Below are 16,001 nucleotides of genomic sequence, written 5' to 3'. Positions count from 1 at the left end.
AAATTCCCTGGGATGCTCGTCAGCTGTGAATTCCGGACCGCAAGGCGGACGGATTTACCTGCCAGACCGCGGGAGCCCATGAGGAAACAGAGTCACCATGCTGCGTCAGATCATCAAAGATTTCGTCATTCAACAGTTCAACGTCGACCCGGCCGTGTTCGACCAGCCCGGGCTCAAGGTCGCTGACCTCGGCCTAGACTCGCTGGGCGTGGTTGAAATGCTGTTCGAGGTCGAAGACCTCTACGGCTTTCAGGTGGACGATCCGGCGCGCTACAGCAGCATGAGCTTTGACGAGATGGTGGCCGATATGGAGACCACCATCCGCGCGGCCAACAACGGCCAGATTCCGGCGCCGGCTTCCCTGCAGGGCAAGGCCTGAGTGGCCGCCGGCGGGAAGCGCTGATTCCGGCCCATGTCAAGCCACCCGACCGTGCAGCGTGTCGTCGTCACTGGCATCGGCCTGCTGACGCCACTGGGCCTCACGCGCACGGCCAGCTTTGATCGCCTCCTGCAGGGCGACAGCGCCATCCGGCCCGCCGCACCCGGGATCACCCAGTGGCTGCCCCATGCCCTGGCGGCCGATGTCGACCCCGCCTTTGCACAAGCGCTGGACCGCAACGAGCAGGGCCTGGACCGCGCCACGCAATTCGCCCTGCTGGCCAGCCGCGAAGCACTGGCGGATGCCCGGGCTGCTGAATGGGATATCCAGCCTGAGCGTGTCGGCGTGTTTGCCGGCATCGGCCTGGGCGGCGCGACCACCGGCGAAGCCCTCTACACCCGCTTGTACGAGCAGTTGCAGGCCGGCCGCAACCCGACGGTGATGCACCCGCTCTCCGTGCCGCGGCTCATGCCCAATGCCGCCACGGCCGCCATTTCGATGGCCCACCGGTTCCGCGGCCCGACACACACCTACAGCGTGGCCTGTTCCTCCTCGGCCATGGCGCTGGGCGAGGCCTACCGCAGCATCCGCCACGGGTATACCGATGCCATCGTGGTCGTCGGCGCCGAGGCCATGAACGTGCCCGGCGTCTTCATGGCCTGGAATGCGCTGCGCGTGATGGCCAAGCCCCACCCCGACAATCTGGCGGCCAGCTGCCGGCCCTTCGACCAGGACCGCAGCGGTTTCGTACTCGGCGAGGGCGCGGCCGCACTGGTGCTGGAGACGGCAGAGTCCGCCCTGCGCCGCGGGGCGACGATCTACGGCGAAATCTGCGGGTATGGCAGCAGCAGCGACGCCAGCCACCTGACCCTGCCGTCCAGCGAAGGCCAGTACCGTGCCATCCGCATGGCGCTCGATGAATCCGGCATCGCGCCGGCCGGCATCCATTACCTGAACGCCCACGGCACGGCCACCGAGGCTGGTGACGTGGTGGAGAGCGAGACCATCCGCCAGGTCTTTGGCGATCATGCCGATCACCTGCCCGTGAGTTCCACCAAGTCCCAGCACGGGCACCTGATCGGGGCCGCCGGCGCGACCGAATTCGCCATCAGCCTGCTGGCCATGCAGAGCGGCAGCATTCCGCCGACGGCTTTCCTTGACCAGCCGGACCCGCGCTGTACCCTGGACTACGTACCCCGCCAGGCGCGCCACGGCCAGTCCCTGAAGGCCGTCATGTCCAATTCCTTCGCCTTCGGCGGCAGCAATGTCTCGCTGATCGCGCGACGCTACGCATGAGCCGCCGGGCCGCTCCCAGGGCCAATGGCGCCGCAGCCTGCAGGGCGGAGGTCTGCTGATGAGCGATACGCTCAGTTATCCCATCGAGCTCGACGCCGCAGGCGTCTACCAGCTGCTGCCGCACCGCGGTGACATGCAGCTGATCGAGCGCCTCACGGTGCTGGACCACGATCACTACCAGGCCAGTGCGTGCTGGTCTGCGGACGGTGCCATCCTGCGCGGCCACTTCCCCGGCCTGCCGCTGGTGCCGGGCGTGATGCTGGTGGAGCTGGTGGCGCAGGTTGCCGGCGCTGGCATGCGGGCGGGCTCCCCGGCGGCGCGTCGCCTGGAAGGCGACTACCTGGGTTTGCTGGCAAGCATCCGCAAGTGCAGCTTCAAGCGCCCGGTGCTCCCGCGTGAAACCGTGCAGGTGGATGTGCGCACGCGGCCCATGTCGGAAACGGCGGCTGCGGTCACGGCCCTGTTGACCGTGGGCGGCGATGAAGCTGCCCAGATCGAGATCCTGGTGATCAACTCCCCGCGCCAGGCGGTGATGGAAGGCCTGGCCAGCCTCGCCCAGCGCGCTGCCTGAGCCGGTGCTACGGTTTCAGTCCTTCGGCTGGAGTTCGCTGCGGAAATAGCTGTCGAGCTCGCTCAGTGCCTGGGCGGTGACCGCCGGCGGCTCGAAGCGCCGCCCCAGACGGGCCCGGATGGTGAGGGGCAGGACGGGCGGGGTGAACAGGCCCCAGTGCTTGCCCAGATAAGGCGTGGAAAACTCGAGGATGACCGTCTGGATGGGCACCTGGCTTTTCTTCGAGATCAGAATGCAGGCGCTGGAGAGGCCGCTGATGGGGAATTCGCGGCTGCGTCCGCCTTCCGGGAACAGGATGAAATGGGCGCCATGCGCCAGTTCACGGCAGGCGCCTTCGATCATGTGGCGCGGGTTCTCGTTGCTCACGTACCTGGCCATACGCGCGCCCACGCCGTACAGGGGGTTGTGCAGCAGGCTGGCCTTGAGCACGCAGGTCGCCTTGGACGAACAGCTCAGCAGCATGACCGCGTCGAGCAGGGAGGGGTGGTTGGCGATGATGATCAGCGGCCCTTCGTCTTGCAGGCCATCCAGTTCACGCAGGTCGGTGCGGATCTGGCAGACCCAGTGCAGGGTCCGGAGGTAGCCATGAAAGCCGAAACGGATGATGCGGCGTGAAACCGCCCTGTGCCAGCGACGCGGCAGCACGATGAAGAGCAGCAGGAACAGCGGGATCGACAGCAGGCATATCACCGCCAGCAGGCCCAGCCCGAAAACCATCACAAAAACTTCGTAGAGTCGCCAGAGCGGGTTGCCGGATCGTCGCGATTGCATAGCCAAGTTGATACCATTGCGCACAGATCAGCGATTATTGACCATGCCTCTTTCCCGACAGTCCCCGGCGCGCGAATTGAACCGCCTGTTCTGGCGCCTCTGGTGGCTCAAGGCACCGGGTTCAGCGCTCTTCATCTGGCTGTTTTTCGAAGCCTATTTTTTCCTGCTGCGTTACCCGCATGCGCAGGTGAGCACGATGCCCCTCACCTGGCTGGACCGGGCCATCCCCATGCAGGGGTGGGCCTGGGTGCCCTACCTCTCGCTGTGGTTCTACACCTGCCTGTCTCCGGCGCTGATGCCCAATCTGCGGCAACTGCTGTACTACGGCCTGAGTGTGGGCGGCACCTGCCTGGTCGGCCTGGCCTGCTTTTACTTCTGGCCCACGAGCGTGCCGGCTTTCGAGCGGCCGCCGGGCAGCGCCCTGGCCATGCTCGAAGGTGTCGACACGGCGGGCAATGCCTGCCCTTCCTTGCACGTGGCCATCGCCGTGTTCTCGGCGATCTGGCTGCACCATCAGCTGCGTGCCGTCGGCGTCGGCCGCGTCTGGCTGGCCCTGAACTGGCTGTGGTGCGTCGTCATCGCCTACTCGACCCTGGCAACCAAGCAGCACGTGGTGCTGGATGTGGTGGGCGGTGTGCTGCTGGGTGGCGCAGGTGGTCTGCTCACGCTGGCACTGTTTCGCCGGCTGTTTGCCGCTCGGGTGGCGACGCGCCAGGGTCAGGTCTCTGTGGCAGCCTAGATCATCCCGCCGTTGACCGAGATCACCTGGCCGGTGATGTAGGCAGCCTGCTCCGACGCCAGGAAGCCGACCAGGTCGGCCACCTCCTCGGGGCGGCCGGCGCGTTTCATGGGCACCAGACGGTTGATCGATTCAGCATCGAAGGCGTCCTTGCTCATCTCGGACGTGATGATGCCCGGCGCGATGGCGTTGACGGTGATGCCGCGGCTGGCCAGTTCCTGCGCCAGCGACTTGCTGGCCGCATGCAGGCCGCTCTTGGCGGCCGCATAGTTGGTCTGCCCGCGGTTGCCGGTGATGCCTGCGATGGACGTGATCGTGATGATGCGTCCCCAGCGGGTGCGGATCATGGGCATGGTCAAGGGCTGCGTGACGTGGAAAAAGCTGTTGAGCGATACGTCGATCACGCGATGCCACTGCGCGCTGCTCATGCCCGGAAAGACCGCATCGTCGTGCATGCCGGCGTTGTTGACCAGTACCTGGATGGGCTGTTGCGCGACGATGGCTTCCAGCGCCGCGCGCGTTGCCGCCTCGTCGGCCACGTCGAAACTCACGGTGCTGGCCGATCCGCCCGCGGCCACGATCTCTGCGCGCAGCGCTTCGGCCGCCTCGACATTGCGGTGGGCGTGGACGATGACGTGCAGGCCGTCGGCGGCCAGCTGGCGGCAGATGGCCGCGCCGATGGCGCCGCTGCCGCCGGTGACGAGTGCGTATTTCATGCGGGGTCCATGGCGGGTGAAAAGAACTCAGGCCTTGCTGGCGTCGAGCATGACGCTGGCGCGACCGCTCAGCACGGTGGCCTCTCCCGCTTCGAGATGGAAGCTGTAGAGGAGGGTGTTGCCGTCGCCGGAAAGGCGCTGGGCATGGACGCGCAGAACGGGCGGCAGCGTGTCGAGTCGTGGCCCATGCCACTGCACATCGCGCACGCTGGCCAGGTAGCCGGCGGCCGGGGCGGTCTCGCTGCCCGCCAGCAATGCGCCGTGCACGGCCATGGCCTGGGCCGCGTACTCGATGCCATTGGCCATGCCCAGGGAACCCTGCGCACGCAGCGGGTGGTCGGCGTGGGTGTGGCTGCTGGCCTGGCAGACGATGCTGCTCTCGTCCCAGCGCAGAACGCTGTCGAGCAGGCACATGCTGCCCTGGTGCGGAATGCGGGCCGCGATCCAGGCGTGGTCAGGCAGCAGGGCGGATGTCTGCATCGAGTCCCGTTCCGTCCAGGTATTCCAGGGTGACCTGGCCCCCATGGCCTTGCGCCAGGCATTGCAGCAGCGGCAGGCAACGCGCGGCCGGAATGCCCAGGCGCAGTTGCTCCAGCGCCGGATCGCTCATGCGGCTCGCCTGCCCGTGTGTCAGGCCCAGGCTCAGCGAGGCCAGCGTCGCCGCGCTCGGCCGGGGGCTCAGCAGCAGGGCCACGCCCATGGGGTAGGCGATCGGGCGCAGGCTGGCCAGGGGCTGCGGATAGGGGGTGTCATAGGCCAGCAGCAGGCAGGACTCGCCGGCACTGAGCACCTGGGTGGTAGCCTCAAGCAGGCCGGCGGCAAAGGAGCCGTCGTAAGCGCACAGGCTGGTGGAGGGCGCGCGGCAGGCCGTGGCTATGCTCCAGTAGCCGGACGGCGCGTTGTGCACCGAGTTGTGGAAACGGGTGGGCGACACCGCACGGTCGCTGGAGGCCAGGGTCTCGAGGATGGCGTGGCAGTTGTCGCAGTCGGCGGCGCTGGAGGTGAAGACCGTGCGCAGGGTGGCGGGGTCGGCGCCCGCCTGGCGGATGGCTTCGAACCCGGAGGCGAAGGCCAGCTTGATGGCGGTGCCGGCCCGGCGCCGTTCTGCGGGGGGCAGCGCCTCGGCCGGTGGCAGTTGCAGGGGGGCCAGGGTCAGCGGGGTGCGACCCGCGAGCACCTCGGCCGTCTGTGTCCAGCCCGACAGGCCGGGGCCGTAGACCCCGACGCCCTGCACGTGAACCTGTAGCTGACTCATGCCTCGACCCTCGACAGCACCATGCTGCAGTTGCTGCCGCCAAAACCGAAGGAGTTGCTCAGCGCATGTTGCAGGGGCAGCTCCCTGTTGGCCAGCAGGTAGTTGGAGGTCAGCTCTGCGTCGATCTTTTCGGTGCCGCAGCCGCCCGGCGCCAGGCCGTGCTGCAGGGCCAACGCGCAGATGATGGCCTCGATGCCACCGGCGGCGCCCAAGGTGTGCCCGGTGTGGCCTTTGGTGGAACTGCAGGGGGTGCCCGTGCCGAACAGGCTGCTCACTGCCTTGTCTTCGGAGGCGTCGTTGCTGGGCGTGGCCGTGCCGTGCAGGTTGATGTAGCCGATCTGTCCGGGCACCAGGCCCGCCATGTCGAGGGCGGCCTGCATCGCCTGGCGCGCGCCCAGGCCTTGCGGATGGGGGGATGACATGTGGTGCGCGTCGCTGGATTCGCCTATGCCGCTGACCACGATGGCGCCGGCCGGCGGCGTGTCGGCGCGTTCGAGCAGCACGAAGGCCGCCGCTTCACCGATGGAAATGCCGTCGCGCCCGGCATCGAAGGGGCGGCAGGGACGGTTCGAGACCAGTTGCAGCGAGTTGAAGCCGTAGAGCGTGGTCAGGCAGAGCGAATCGACCCCGCCCACGATGGCCGCATCGATCAGGCCACAGGCCATCATGCGCTGGGCATTGCCGAAGACTTTGGCGCTTGACGAGCAGGCGGTTGAGACCACGAAGGCCGGCCCGTTCAGGCCGAAGTAGGAGCGCACGAAATCACCCACGGAATAGCTGTTGTGGCTGTGCTGGTAGTCCACGTTCCCGGTGAATTGGCCCGTGCCGGGATCGCGGTGGCGGTAGGCCAGTTCGGCGCTGAGGATGCCCGAGGTGCTGGTGCCCAGGAACACACCCACGCGGTCCTTGCCATGGCGGGTGATGGCCTCGCGCACGGCAGCCGCGAAACCGTCCTGCTCCAGGCCCATCTGCGCCAGGCGGTTGTTGCGGCAATCGAAGGCGTGCAGGTCCTCGCGCAGCGCGTAGGCATCGAGTCCGTCCACGGCGCCCATGCAGGTGTCGAGATCGACGGTTTCCCAGTGCATGGATCGCACGCCGCTGCGCTGGTCGCGCAGGGCGTCGAGCGTCGGTGCAAGCCCGGCGCCCAGGGCGCTGGTCATGGTGTAGGCGGCAAGGTGGAGCGGCAACATGGGGGGATGGGATCGATGGCGGCTTATGCCAGGTTCAGGCGGGCGATTCTACCGGTGCAGCCTGCGGCAGGCCGGCTTGTGGACGGGCCAGGATGGCCGAGAACAGCAGCGCCAGCACCGTGCCCAGGCCGACGGTGATGCCCAGGATGGCCAGCACAGGTACGCTGGACAGCGCCAGCATGCCGAAGCTGCCGACGATGGTCAGGTTGGCCGTCACCAGGGAAATGCTGGTCTGGCGCTGCTCCTGGGCATTGCTGCCAGTGTTCGCGTTGTCGAAGAAGAGGGCGTAGTTCGAACCGATGGCGACCACCAGCAGCAGGCCGACCAGGTGCAGGATGGTCAGCGAGGTCCCGCCCAGCAGCAGGGTGCCGGTCACGCAGACCACGGCACAGGCCAGGGGCAGGGCCACACGCAGCGCGCGCGTGATGGAGCGCAGCGTCAGCAAAAGCAGGGCCAGGATGGCCAGGCAACCCAGGCCCGAGAACAGCAGCGCTTCGTGCAGGTAGCTGTCGAACAGGGCGCTGGTCTCGGCCAGCAGGTCGATCACGGTGATGTTCGAGATGCCGTCGGCTTTCAGTGCCGCATCGATGCGCTCGATGTCGATGTCCTGCTCCGCCTCATCGACGATGTGCGGGCGCAGGGGCATCAGCACCAGCACGTCGCGTTCCCGCAGGATCAGCAGGGAGTCGTACAGCAGCGCCGAGGCGGTGCCGTCCAGGTCGCGGCGCGTCAGCAGGGGACGGGTTCGGCTGTTTTCCACATCCGTCAGAAAGCCTTGCAGGCGCTCGGGGCGCAGGGGCAGGCCGGCCAGTGCCGCATTCAGGCGCTGGCGTAACTGCGCAGGTTCCGGCAGCGCGGCCTGACGGGCCTGCTGGCTGGCCAGGCTCGGCAGGACCTGGCTCGGGGAGCTGAAGCCTGCGAGCATGCCGGCACGGCTCAGGCCCTGCAGCACGCTGCCGGCGCGCTCGGCCTGCTGCAGGGCCTGCTCGGGATCCGCCGCCGTCAGCACGGCCAGGTAGCGCAGATCCGAGGCCCCCAGGTCGCGGCGCAGCTCCTCGTGCAACTGCTGATCGGCCTGGGTCACCGGGTTGAGGGCGGAGATGCTGCGGTTCCAGATGCGGTCCGCATGCAGGCCGACCACCACCAGCATGCCCAGCATCAGCACCAGCAGTAGCCAGCGCAGCCGCGGTGCCTGGCGCATCAGTCTCAGTAGCAGTTCGCCGGTGCGCGGCAGGTCAGGCGCCGGCAGATGCTGAGGCATGAGTCGGGGCAGGACGTAGCGTGTGACCAGCACGGCGGCCACCAGACCGACCGTGGAGTAGAGCCCCAATTGCGCCAGGCCCGGGAAGCCCGAACCCAGCAGGGCCAGGAATCCCGCTACCGAGGTCAGCAGGCCCAGCCAGAGCGTGCGCCAGAAGAGCCGCGCTGCGCCGGGGCCCGGGCGCTGGACGAAGAGGTAGATGGCGTAGTCGACGGCCTCGCCGATCATCGTGGTGCCAAAGCCCAGCGTGATGCCATGCACCTGCCCGAAACCCAGGCTCACCGCCGTGATGCCGGCCAGCGTGCCGGTGAGCATGGGCAGCAGGCTCAGGCCCAGCAGCAGCGAAGAGCGGTAGACCAGCAGCAGCAGGGCGACGACCAGTACCAGGCTGGCGGCGGCAAGCCGGTGGACTTCGCTTTCGATCAGGGCCCGCGACGAGACCGAGAAGACACTGGTGCCCGTCATCAGCAGGCGGGTGTCGGCCTGGCGGTCGGGGATGGCGGCAAAGGCGCTGCGCACCGTCTCGAGCGTGCGGGCCTGTGCATCGATGTCCGAACCTTCGGCCCGGGTCTGCAGCAGCAGGAGGGCGCGCGCACCGTCGCGCGTGGACCAGACGCCCTCGGTGCTGGGCGGCTGCGAGCTGCCTTCGAACTGGCCCAGCAGTTCACGCGTCTCACCGGTCGGGTCGCGCGGCAACAACTGCTTGAGCAGCATGCCGGCACTGCCGGACAGGTCATCCACCGTGGATCCGATGGCGCGCCGCAGGCCTTCTTCCGTGTAGCGTTGCGCGTCCACGGCGGGGCTGAGCAGGTAGCGGTTGTCGAAGACGTAGGCACGGTCCAGCGCCAGGTCCGTGGCGCTGCCGTTCTGCACGCCGATGAACTCGACCTGCTGGCGCAGCGCCGCGGAGAGCGCCTTCGAGAGCCGCGCCCGCTCGGCGGCGTCGCCGCCTTCGATGCCGACCACGATCAGGCGCGCGATGATGCCGTCCTTGAACTGGTCCATCAGCATCTGCTGGCGTTCGCTGGGTGCACGCGGCATGAAGGCCGAGAGGTCGGCCACGAAGGTCGTGCGGGCGATCACGGCCACGCAGGCCAGCAGGGCGGCCAGCCAGAGCACGATGGGCAGGTGGGCGCGCAGGTGCTTCATGGCCGGGTCACCGGGGTGATCTGCATTTCGGAGCGGTCGCCATCGGCATGGTCATAGGCCACCTGCGTCACCTCGCCCTGGCTGCCCCCGATGCGGATGCGGCTGATGATGCGGTTCATCGCGGGCTCGCGCGGCACCAGCATGAGTTGCCAGCGGACCGGGGTGCCGATCAGGTGCACCTTGTAGACTTTTTCCAGGGCCTGGCGGTCGCCGGCCAGGGTGCCGCGTATGCCTTCGACGAAGGCCGCCACTTCCGGGTAGGACTGCAGGCTCACGGTCTTCTGGCGGCCATCCTGCTCCAGGGTGAGGCGGTTGCCGTCCAGCAGCATGGACTGCTTTTTCGGCTTGAGCGTGCGCATCTCCATGCGGTCCGGCGCCGAGAAGGACAGCTCGCCCGAGGATTCGACCGGCTTGTCCAGCATGGCGATGTACTTGCGCTCGACGAAACGGGCCTGGCCGCTTTTCGTCTGGGCCAGCAGCTGCATCAGCTCGCCCACCTGCCATTCCGCAGCCTGGCCAACGGAGGTGCCGGCCAGCAGCATGGCACCGAGCAGCGCTAGCAGGCCACGACGCAGGTGGGTGTCAGCGGGACGCACGGGAAGTCTCTTTCCAGAAGTCATAAAAATTGAACCAGTTATACGGTGCCTGGCGGCAATGCTGTTCGATCAGTTGGGCATAACGCTCGATGGCCGTGCGCATGACGCTGTCGCGCTGGGCTGCAGAGGTCCCGCTGAAATCGGCCAGGCGCTCGAAATGGATGTCGTAACGGTTGCCGCCGCGGTACAGGCCGGTCATGAAATACACCGGGCGGCGCACGATGGCGGCCAGCCGGAACGGCCCCAGCGGGAAGGGGGCCGGCTCGCCCAACAGGGGCACCTGCAGGTGCGTGCCCGGCCCCACGGCGCGATCGGCCAGCAGGGCGACCCAGGCGCCAGCCTGGACCCGTTCGTTGAGCGTGAAGATGGCGTCGAGCCGGCCCAGGGGAATGATGTCCAGCACGACCTGGGCGTTGACCCGGGCCAGCATGCTGTTGAGCAGGCGTGCGTTCTCCGGGTACATCGCGGCGCAGACCTTGTGCCGGGCGTTCTTGCGCGCCAGTGCACGCAGCACCTCGAAGCTGCCCAGGTGGGCGCCGAAGATCAGCAGGCCGCCCGAGGCGTCCTCGGCCGCCGGCAGCAGCTCTTCGCCGTAGACGCGGATGTCGAAGAGCTCATGCCGGTCGTTGAGCAGGTAGACGCGGTCATGGATGGTGCTGGCAAAGGCCAGGATGTGGCGGTACATGTCGCGCCAGCTGGCGGGTCGGCCCAGGACACGCTGCAGGTAGCCGCGCGAGGCCGCGCGCGCGGCGGGCACGGCCAGCAGGAAATAGAGCGCGATGCCATAGACGATGGGACGGGTCAGGCGGCGCCCCAGCGCCAGCGACAGCCAGGTCATGAAGCGCAGCATGGCGAGGCTGCCGCGCTCCTTGCGCTGCAGCCAGGCCGGCGTCTCAGTGCCATGTCCGTGACCAGGGGGCTGCTGGGGTGTCATGCCTGGCTGGCCGTGGCCACCGTGAAGCGCCCGCTGGCGATGCGCCGTTCGCCGCTGCGGATCTCGAAGCGCACCGCAGCATCGCTCGCTTCAAAGTCCAGCACCAGCGCATCACCCGGTTGGCAGGGGCTGAGGAACTTGGCCATGGCGATGCCGCCGATGACGATGCCGCAAGCCTGCTCCACGGCGCGCTGGGCCCGGTCGAGCAGGACCACCCCCGGCAGGATGGGTTGGCCGGGGAAGTGGCCGGCGTAGGCGGGGTGGTCTGGCGCGATGGACAGGGGCAGGGTGTTCATGTGCGGCGAGCCACCAGCAGGATGTTGGCAAAGGGCGTGCCGGCATGCATGGGGAGGGTCTCCACGGCAAAACCCAAGGCCTGCAGTTGGGCCTGCCATTCGGCCAGGGGGCGGCAGTACAGGCGCGCGATGCCGTGGCCACGCGCCAGGAGAACCATGGCATCGACCCAGTTGCTGATCTTGAAGGGCAGGCCGGCGGCGGCGTCGCCCACGCGCAGCAGCAGCACGCCGCCGGGTGCCAGGGCGGCCTTCACGCGGCGCAGCACGTCGTCCTGGGCGGCGTAGTCCACATAGTGCAGCACGTCGAGGATGACCACGGCATCGGCCGGGGTGAACTCGGTCGTGCACATATTGCCCAGCGTGAAACGGGCGCGATTGCCCAGGTGGGCCAGTGCCTGCCGCGCGCGTTCCACGTCGCGCGGCATGAGCTCGATGCCGTGCACCTGCGCGCCGGCGGGCGGCGGCGCCCAGCCCGCGGGCCAGGCGCGCTCGGCCGGTGATGCGCCGCTCAGGCTGCCCAGCAGCGCGGCCATCAGGCCCTGGCCACAGCCGATGTCGAGCACACGGGCATGGGGTGGAATCAGGCCGCGTTGCAGCAGGTTGGCAAAGGCCGGATCACCGCCGAGTTTTCCGCGGGCGAAACGCCAGGCGAAGCTGCCCAGCGGACGGTAGGGTGCCGTGGCTTGTTCCAGCAGCGCGGACGGCAGTCGGGGGGTACGGGACATGGTGGGCGGGGTTCAGAGACGATGGGGTTCCAGCCGCACAGGCTGCAGGCCCTGCGCGCGCAGGGCGGCCATCAGCGGGGGCAGCACGTCCAGCAGCACGGGCCGGCCCGCGGGGCCGAGGGCAGCATGGTGGTCGTGCAGCAGCAGGATGTCACCGGCACCCAGGTTGCGGGTGAGGCGTTGCAGCACCAGGGCCGCATCCCCCGTGCGGGTGTCGAAGCCGCGCCGTGTCCAGCTGGCAAGTTGCAGGCCGAGCTCGTGCAGCACGGGGTCGAGGAAGATATTGCGCAGGCCGGCCGGCGCACGGAAAAACTGCGGGCGTTGACCGGTCACGTCTTCCAGGGTGGCTTGTGCGGTGCTGATTTCACGACGCAACTGGCCCGGCCCCATGACGGAAAAATGGTGCCTGTGCCGCTGACTGTGGTTGCCCAGGGCATGGCCACGCCGCACGATCTCGCGCGCCAGTTCCGGATGCCGCTGCACGTGTTCGCCGATGCAGAAGAAGGTGGCCTTGGCCTGCAGCGTATCGAGCAGGTCCAGCACGGCGGGCGTGACCTGCGGGTCCGGGCCGTCGTCAATGGTGATCGCAACTTCAGGGCGCTGGCGCGGCAGATGCGTCAGGTTGGGTCCCAGCCAATGGCTGCGCGGCCACAGGCCGGTGGCCGCGATCAGCGCATGGTTCGCCGCCAGCGCACCCAGGCTCAGGGGCCAGGCGGGTGTGAGCAGGCCGACACCGGCCAAGGCGTGCACGCCCAGGGAGACCTGGACGAAAGGCGCCGGTTTCCAGCGGGCGGTCTGGCCGGGCGGGGCCATGGCGGTCGTGGCGTGAGCGGCGCTGCGCTCCTGTGTTGCTTGTCGCGCCAGTTCGGCCAGGACCTGCTGGGGCAGCTTGCCGGTGGCGTTGCGCGGCAAGGCCGGCAGGAAATGGATGGGGCGCGGCAGGAAGGCCGGGTCGATGCGCTCGCGCATGGCGTGCTGCAGTTCGGCCTCGTTCAGCGTGGGTGCCACCACGAAAGCGACCGGGCGCTGGATGCGGCCCTGCGCGTCCTGGGCGGCGTCCTGCGGCCAGTAGAGGGCGGCATCCACCACACCCGGGATGCTGTTGATCTGGTGGTTCAGGTAGGCCAGCGAGGTGCGCTTGCCGGCGATGTTGACCATGTCGGCGTGGCGGCCCAGCAGGGCGAAGCGGGTGGGGGACTGCAGCTCCAGCACGTCGCTCAACGGCACCACGCCTTCCACGTGGCCGCCATGGGCGCTGAAGCGTGGCTCGCCATCCACGACCGGCTCGGCCTGAACTTCGATGCCGTCGAAGGTCTGCCACAGATCGCCGGCCGCGCAACGGCGCGCGGCGATCTGGCCGGTTTCGGTGCTGCCGTAGATTTCAAGCAGCGGGGCACCCAGCGTTTCCTCGGCCTGGCGTGCCAGCTGTGGTGCCAGCGGCGCGGTGGCACTCAGCAGCAGGGACAGTGGGGGCACGGGGAGCTGCGCTTCGACCAGGGTGCGCAGATGGAAGGGCGTGCTGACCAGCACACGCGGGCCAGGCGTGTCTTGCAGCGCGGCCGCGATATCGGCCGGGTAGAAAGGATGGCTGGCGTCGATCACGCCCTCGTTGAGCAGGGGCAGCAGCACCGTGGATTCGAAGCCGTACATGTGCTGGGGCGGCACGGTGCCGGTGACCGTGAAAGGCCGATCCGTGCCCAGCCACTCGCGCACCCGGCGGCCAGCGCCCTGGGCGTTCTGCACCAGCGGTCCCCAGTGTTTGGCGTGCGGCATGGGCTCGCCGGTGGAGCCCGAGGTGAAGACGTAGGCGGCGATCTGCTCCCCGTCGATCTCGGGTACGTCGAAGGGCGCGTCGGCGGCGGGAATGGGGCCGCGTTCGTAGACGATCTGCGGCAGGCCGCCGCTGTCGCCGGGGGCATCCACCACGGCGTGCAGGCCGGGGTAACGCTGGCCCAGGCGCTGCAGCATCTCGGGCGTGCGGGTCGAAGGCAGCAGCAGCGGCACGCCGCGCAGCAGGGCGGCGCCCAGCACCACGGCAAAGTGGTGGCGCTTGCTGCACAGGTTGAGCACGGCGGCGTCTTGCGGCAGGCGCGCTGCCATGTGGCGCACGGCCGCCAGATAGTCCAGCGCCGTGATGCCACGACCCTTGGACCAGGCCATCAGGGCCTGGGGTGTGCGGTGCGAGATGAGGGCCGGCATGGTCGGTGGTTCAGGTGCCGTCGCCCGCGGCGCGCCGCTTGTCGCGGTACATCGTGAAGCTCTGGAGGATGGAGACGTGGGGGATGCCGCGCAGGCACCAGCGCCGCGCTGCGTATTCGGCCACGAACATCCCGCCCAGCAGGGGGATGGAAAGCACGTTGACGAAAAGGGACCAGGTGGTCAACGAGGCCGTGAAGAACAGGACCAGCGGGATCACGGCCATGGCGATGAAAAACCAGGTCCAGGCCCAGGTGGCCTGGCGCGCGTAGCGGGCAATGCGCGGGCTGTAGTCCGCGCCATGGATGCGCCGGGCGAACTGGGCGATCAGCGGCTCACGGCCCGGGCGCAGCGTGTGGCCGAAGAACCAGGCCAGCAGCGACTGCATGCCCACGGTCTGCGCCAGGTTGATCCAGGCCAGCGTGGCGTGCGACCAGCTGGAAGCGGTCAGCAGCCAGTGCATGGCGGCCGGGTAGCCCAGCAGGAGCAGCAGGGCCAGAGCCGTCTTGAACCACAGTCCTGTTTTCATGGACAGGTGCGAGGCCGCAGCGGCTCAGACGCGGTGGCTGGCGATGTGCGCGGCCAGGCTGCGCAGGGAGCTGAAAATGTTGGCGTTGTCCGGGTCGTCCGAGCGCATCTGGAAGCCGTATTGCTTGGAAACGGCCAGGGCGATCTCCAGCACGTCGATCGAGTCCAGGCCCAGGCCGTCACCGTACAGCGGGTCCAGCGGGGCGATCTGTTCGGGGGTGACTTCGAGGTTCAGGGCTGTGACGATGAAGCCGGCGATCTCGCGTTCGAATTCGGTCTGGGTGTCGGTGGTGCTCATGAGAGGGCGTGTGACAGGCGGGGAAACAGGGTGGGCTGAAAAGGGCAACCAGCCATTTTAACGGTGGGCGCCGTGTCGCCTGAGATAATTGGCGCATGTTCACCCCCCAGTCTGCCGCCCCCGGGCCCTGGCGCCTGTCGGTCGCGCCCATGATCGACTGGACGGACCGCCATTGCCGCTATTTCCACCGCTTGCTGAGCCGCCACGCGCGGCTGTACACCGAGATGATCACCACCGGTGCGCTGCTGCATGGTGACGTGGCGCGCCATCTGCGCTTCAATGCCGAGGAGCATGCGGTGGCGCTGCAGCTGGGCGGCAGCGAACCGGCCGATCTGGCCCGCTGCGCGAAGCTGGGCGAGCAGTGGGGCTACGACGAGATCAACCTGAATTGCGGCTGCCCCAGCGAGCGCGTGCAGCGCGGCGCCTTCGGCGCCTGCCTGATGGCCGAGCCGAAGCTGGTGGCCGAGGGGGTCAAGGCCATGGTGGACGCGGTGTCCGTGCCCGTCACGGTGAAACACCGCATCGGCATCGACCGGACCGAGAGTTATGAGTTCGTGCGCGACTTCGTCGGCACGGTGGCCGAGGCCGGTTGCGCCACCTTCATCGTGCATGCACGCAATGCCTGGCTGCAGGGCCTGTCCCCGAAGGAAAACCGCGAGATTCCGCCGCTGCGCTACGAGCTGGTGCACCGGCTCAAGCACGACTTCCCCCAGCTGAACATCGTGATCAACGGCGGCCTCACCACCGACGATCAGGTGTCGCGCGAATTGCGCCTGCTCGACGGCGTGATGATCGGGCGCGAGGCCTACCACAACCCCTGGTGGCTGGCCTCCTGGGACGAGCAGTATTTCGGTGCATCATCTACGACGTTGACGCGCGAGACGGTGGAGCAGCAGATGGTGGACTACATGCTACGCGCCGCCGCCGAGGATGGCTGCCCCTGGTACGCGATTGCACGCCACATGCTGGGTTTGCGCCACGGCCTGCCCGGGGCGCGGCGCTGGCGCCAGGTCTGGAGCGACCACAAGCTCAAGCCGCTCGATCCGCGCGAGGTGATGGCGCTGGCGCACGGTCAGGCGCGTGCGGCCGCCTGAAGCCCGG

18 protein-coding genes are annotated in these 16,001 nt (G+C 68.3%); 5 read left to right on the top strand and 13 right to left on the bottom strand.

Annotated elements, in window-relative coordinates; translation table 11 throughout:
• Positions 1 to 97 precede the first annotated feature (97 nt).
• From AO057_RS13045 to AO057_RS13035, 3 genes are read left to right on the top strand one after another with little or no spacing between them, the layout of a single operon-like run.
• Entirely contained in the window at positions 98 to 379 is a 282-nt protein-coding gene (locus tag AO057_RS13045) for an acyl carrier protein (protein ID WP_057676364.1), read from the top strand.
• Positions 380 to 412: 33 nt separating this feature from the next.
• Positions 413 to 1,675 carry a beta-ketoacyl-[acyl-carrier-protein] synthase family protein gene (locus tag AO057_RS13040; RefSeq protein ID WP_240480781.1) on the top strand — a complete coding sequence of 421 codons (1,263 nt, stop codon included), beginning with the start codon at positions 413 to 415 and terminating at the stop codon, positions 1,673 to 1,675.
• Between the two features lie 58 nt (positions 1,676 to 1,733).
• Entirely contained in the window at positions 1,734 to 2,246 is a 513-nt protein-coding gene (locus tag AO057_RS13035) for a 3-hydroxyacyl-ACP dehydratase FabZ family protein (RefSeq protein ID WP_057676363.1), read from the top strand.
• Positions 2,247 to 2,261: 15 nt separating this feature from the next.
• Here the strand turns inward: AO057_RS13035 and AO057_RS13030 are convergent, their stop codons facing one another.
• The gene (locus tag AO057_RS13030; protein WP_205630024.1) at positions 2,262 to 2,963 is read right to left on the bottom strand and encodes a lysophospholipid acyltransferase family protein; all 702 of its coding nucleotides are present in this window, start codon (positions 2,961 to 2,963) and stop codon (positions 2,262 to 2,264) included.
• Between the two features lie 97 nt (positions 2,964 to 3,060).
• Here AO057_RS13030 and AO057_RS13025 point away from each other — a divergent pair, with 97 nt between their 5' ends.
• Entirely contained in the window at positions 3,061 to 3,756 is a 696-nt protein-coding gene (locus AO057_RS13025) for a phosphatase PAP2 family protein (RefSeq protein ID WP_082605555.1), read from the top strand.
• Here the strand turns inward: AO057_RS13025 and fabG are convergent.
• Genes fabG through AO057_RS12965 form a run of 12 tightly spaced genes read right to left on the bottom strand, consistent with a single transcriptional unit; the run spans position 3,753 to position 14,900 of the window.
• On the bottom strand, positions 3,753 to 4,472 hold the full coding sequence (gene fabG / locus AO057_RS13020) for a 3-oxoacyl-ACP reductase FabG (RefSeq protein WP_057676361.1): 720 nt from the start codon (positions 4,470 to 4,472) through the stop codon (positions 3,753 to 3,755). The two genes, AO057_RS13025 and fabG, sit on opposite strands and share 4 nt — an antisense overlap.
• Positions 4,473 to 4,499: 27 nt before the next feature.
• On the bottom strand, positions 4,500 to 4,952 hold the full coding sequence (locus AO057_RS13015) for a hotdog family protein (protein WP_057676360.1): 453 nt from the start codon (positions 4,950 to 4,952) through the stop codon (positions 4,500 to 4,502).
• On the bottom strand, positions 4,927 to 5,727 hold the full coding sequence (locus AO057_RS13010; protein ID WP_057676359.1) for a beta-ketoacyl synthase chain length factor: 801 nt from the start codon (positions 5,725 to 5,727) through the stop codon (positions 4,927 to 4,929). The genes AO057_RS13015 and AO057_RS13010 overlap by 26 nt, the downstream gene beginning before the upstream one ends.
• Entirely contained in the window at positions 5,724 to 6,917 is a 1,194-nt protein-coding gene (locus tag AO057_RS13005; RefSeq protein ID WP_057676358.1) for a beta-ketoacyl-[acyl-carrier-protein] synthase family protein, read from the bottom strand. The genes AO057_RS13010 and AO057_RS13005 overlap by 4 nt, the downstream gene beginning before the upstream one ends.
• 34 nt (positions 6,918 to 6,951) lie before the next feature.
• Positions 6,952 to 9,327: an MMPL family transporter gene (locus AO057_RS13000; protein ID WP_057676357.1), complete on the bottom strand. Its 2,376-nt coding sequence runs from the start codon at positions 9,325 to 9,327 to the stop codon at positions 6,952 to 6,954.
• On the bottom strand, positions 9,324 to 9,923 hold the full coding sequence (locus tag AO057_RS12995) for a LolA family protein (RefSeq protein WP_240480780.1): 600 nt from the start codon (positions 9,921 to 9,923) through the stop codon (positions 9,324 to 9,326). Before AO057_RS12995 ends, AO057_RS13000 begins: the two co-directional genes overlap by 4 nt.
• Positions 9,910 to 10,857 carry an LpxL/LpxP family acyltransferase gene (locus AO057_RS12990; RefSeq protein WP_057676355.1) on the bottom strand — a complete coding sequence of 316 codons (948 nt, stop codon included), beginning with the start codon at positions 10,855 to 10,857 and terminating at the stop codon, positions 9,910 to 9,912. The genes AO057_RS12995 and AO057_RS12990 overlap by 14 nt, the downstream gene beginning before the upstream one ends.
• Entirely contained in the window at positions 10,854 to 11,153 is a 300-nt protein-coding gene (locus AO057_RS12985) for a 3-hydroxyacyl-ACP dehydratase FabZ family protein (protein ID WP_057676354.1), read from the bottom strand. Before AO057_RS12985 ends, AO057_RS12990 begins: the two co-directional genes overlap by 4 nt.
• Positions 11,150 to 11,878 (bottom strand): class I SAM-dependent methyltransferase, encoded by a 729-nt coding sequence (locus AO057_RS12980; RefSeq protein ID WP_057676353.1) that lies wholly within the window; start codon positions 11,876 to 11,878, stop codon positions 11,150 to 11,152. Before AO057_RS12980 ends, AO057_RS12985 begins: the two co-directional genes overlap by 4 nt.
• A 12-nt stretch (positions 11,879 to 11,890) precedes the next feature.
• A complete protein-coding gene (locus AO057_RS18510) occupies positions 11,891 to 14,077 on the bottom strand; it encodes a polysaccharide deacetylase family protein (protein ID WP_205630023.1) in 2,187 nt (728 codons plus the stop codon).
• A 10-nt stretch (positions 14,078 to 14,087) separates the two neighbouring features.
• Positions 14,088 to 14,603 carry a COG4648 family protein gene (locus tag AO057_RS12970; protein ID WP_057676352.1) on the bottom strand — a complete coding sequence of 172 codons (516 nt, stop codon included), beginning with the start codon at positions 14,601 to 14,603 and terminating at the stop codon, positions 14,088 to 14,090.
• Between the two features lie 24 nt (positions 14,604 to 14,627).
• Complete coding sequence (locus AO057_RS12965; RefSeq protein WP_057676351.1) at positions 14,628 to 14,900, bottom strand: phosphopantetheine-binding protein; 273 nt, start codon at positions 14,898 to 14,900, stop codon at positions 14,628 to 14,630.
• A 95-nt stretch (positions 14,901 to 14,995) separates the two neighbouring features.
• On the opposite strand from AO057_RS12965, the gene dusA reads away from it, so the two are divergent.
• On the top strand, positions 14,996 to 15,994 hold the full coding sequence (gene dusA / locus AO057_RS12960) for a tRNA dihydrouridine(20/20a) synthase DusA (protein WP_057676350.1): 999 nt from the start codon (positions 14,996 to 14,998) through the stop codon (positions 15,992 to 15,994).
• The last annotated feature ends 7 nt before the right edge of the window (positions 15,995 to 16,001 follow it).

This window comes from Curvibacter sp. PAE-UM, assembly GCF_001432305.1.
Lineage (GTDB): Bacteria > Pseudomonadota > Gammaproteobacteria > Burkholderiales > Burkholderiaceae_C > Hylemonella.
This window is presented reverse-complemented; position numbering and strand designations above follow the sequence as displayed.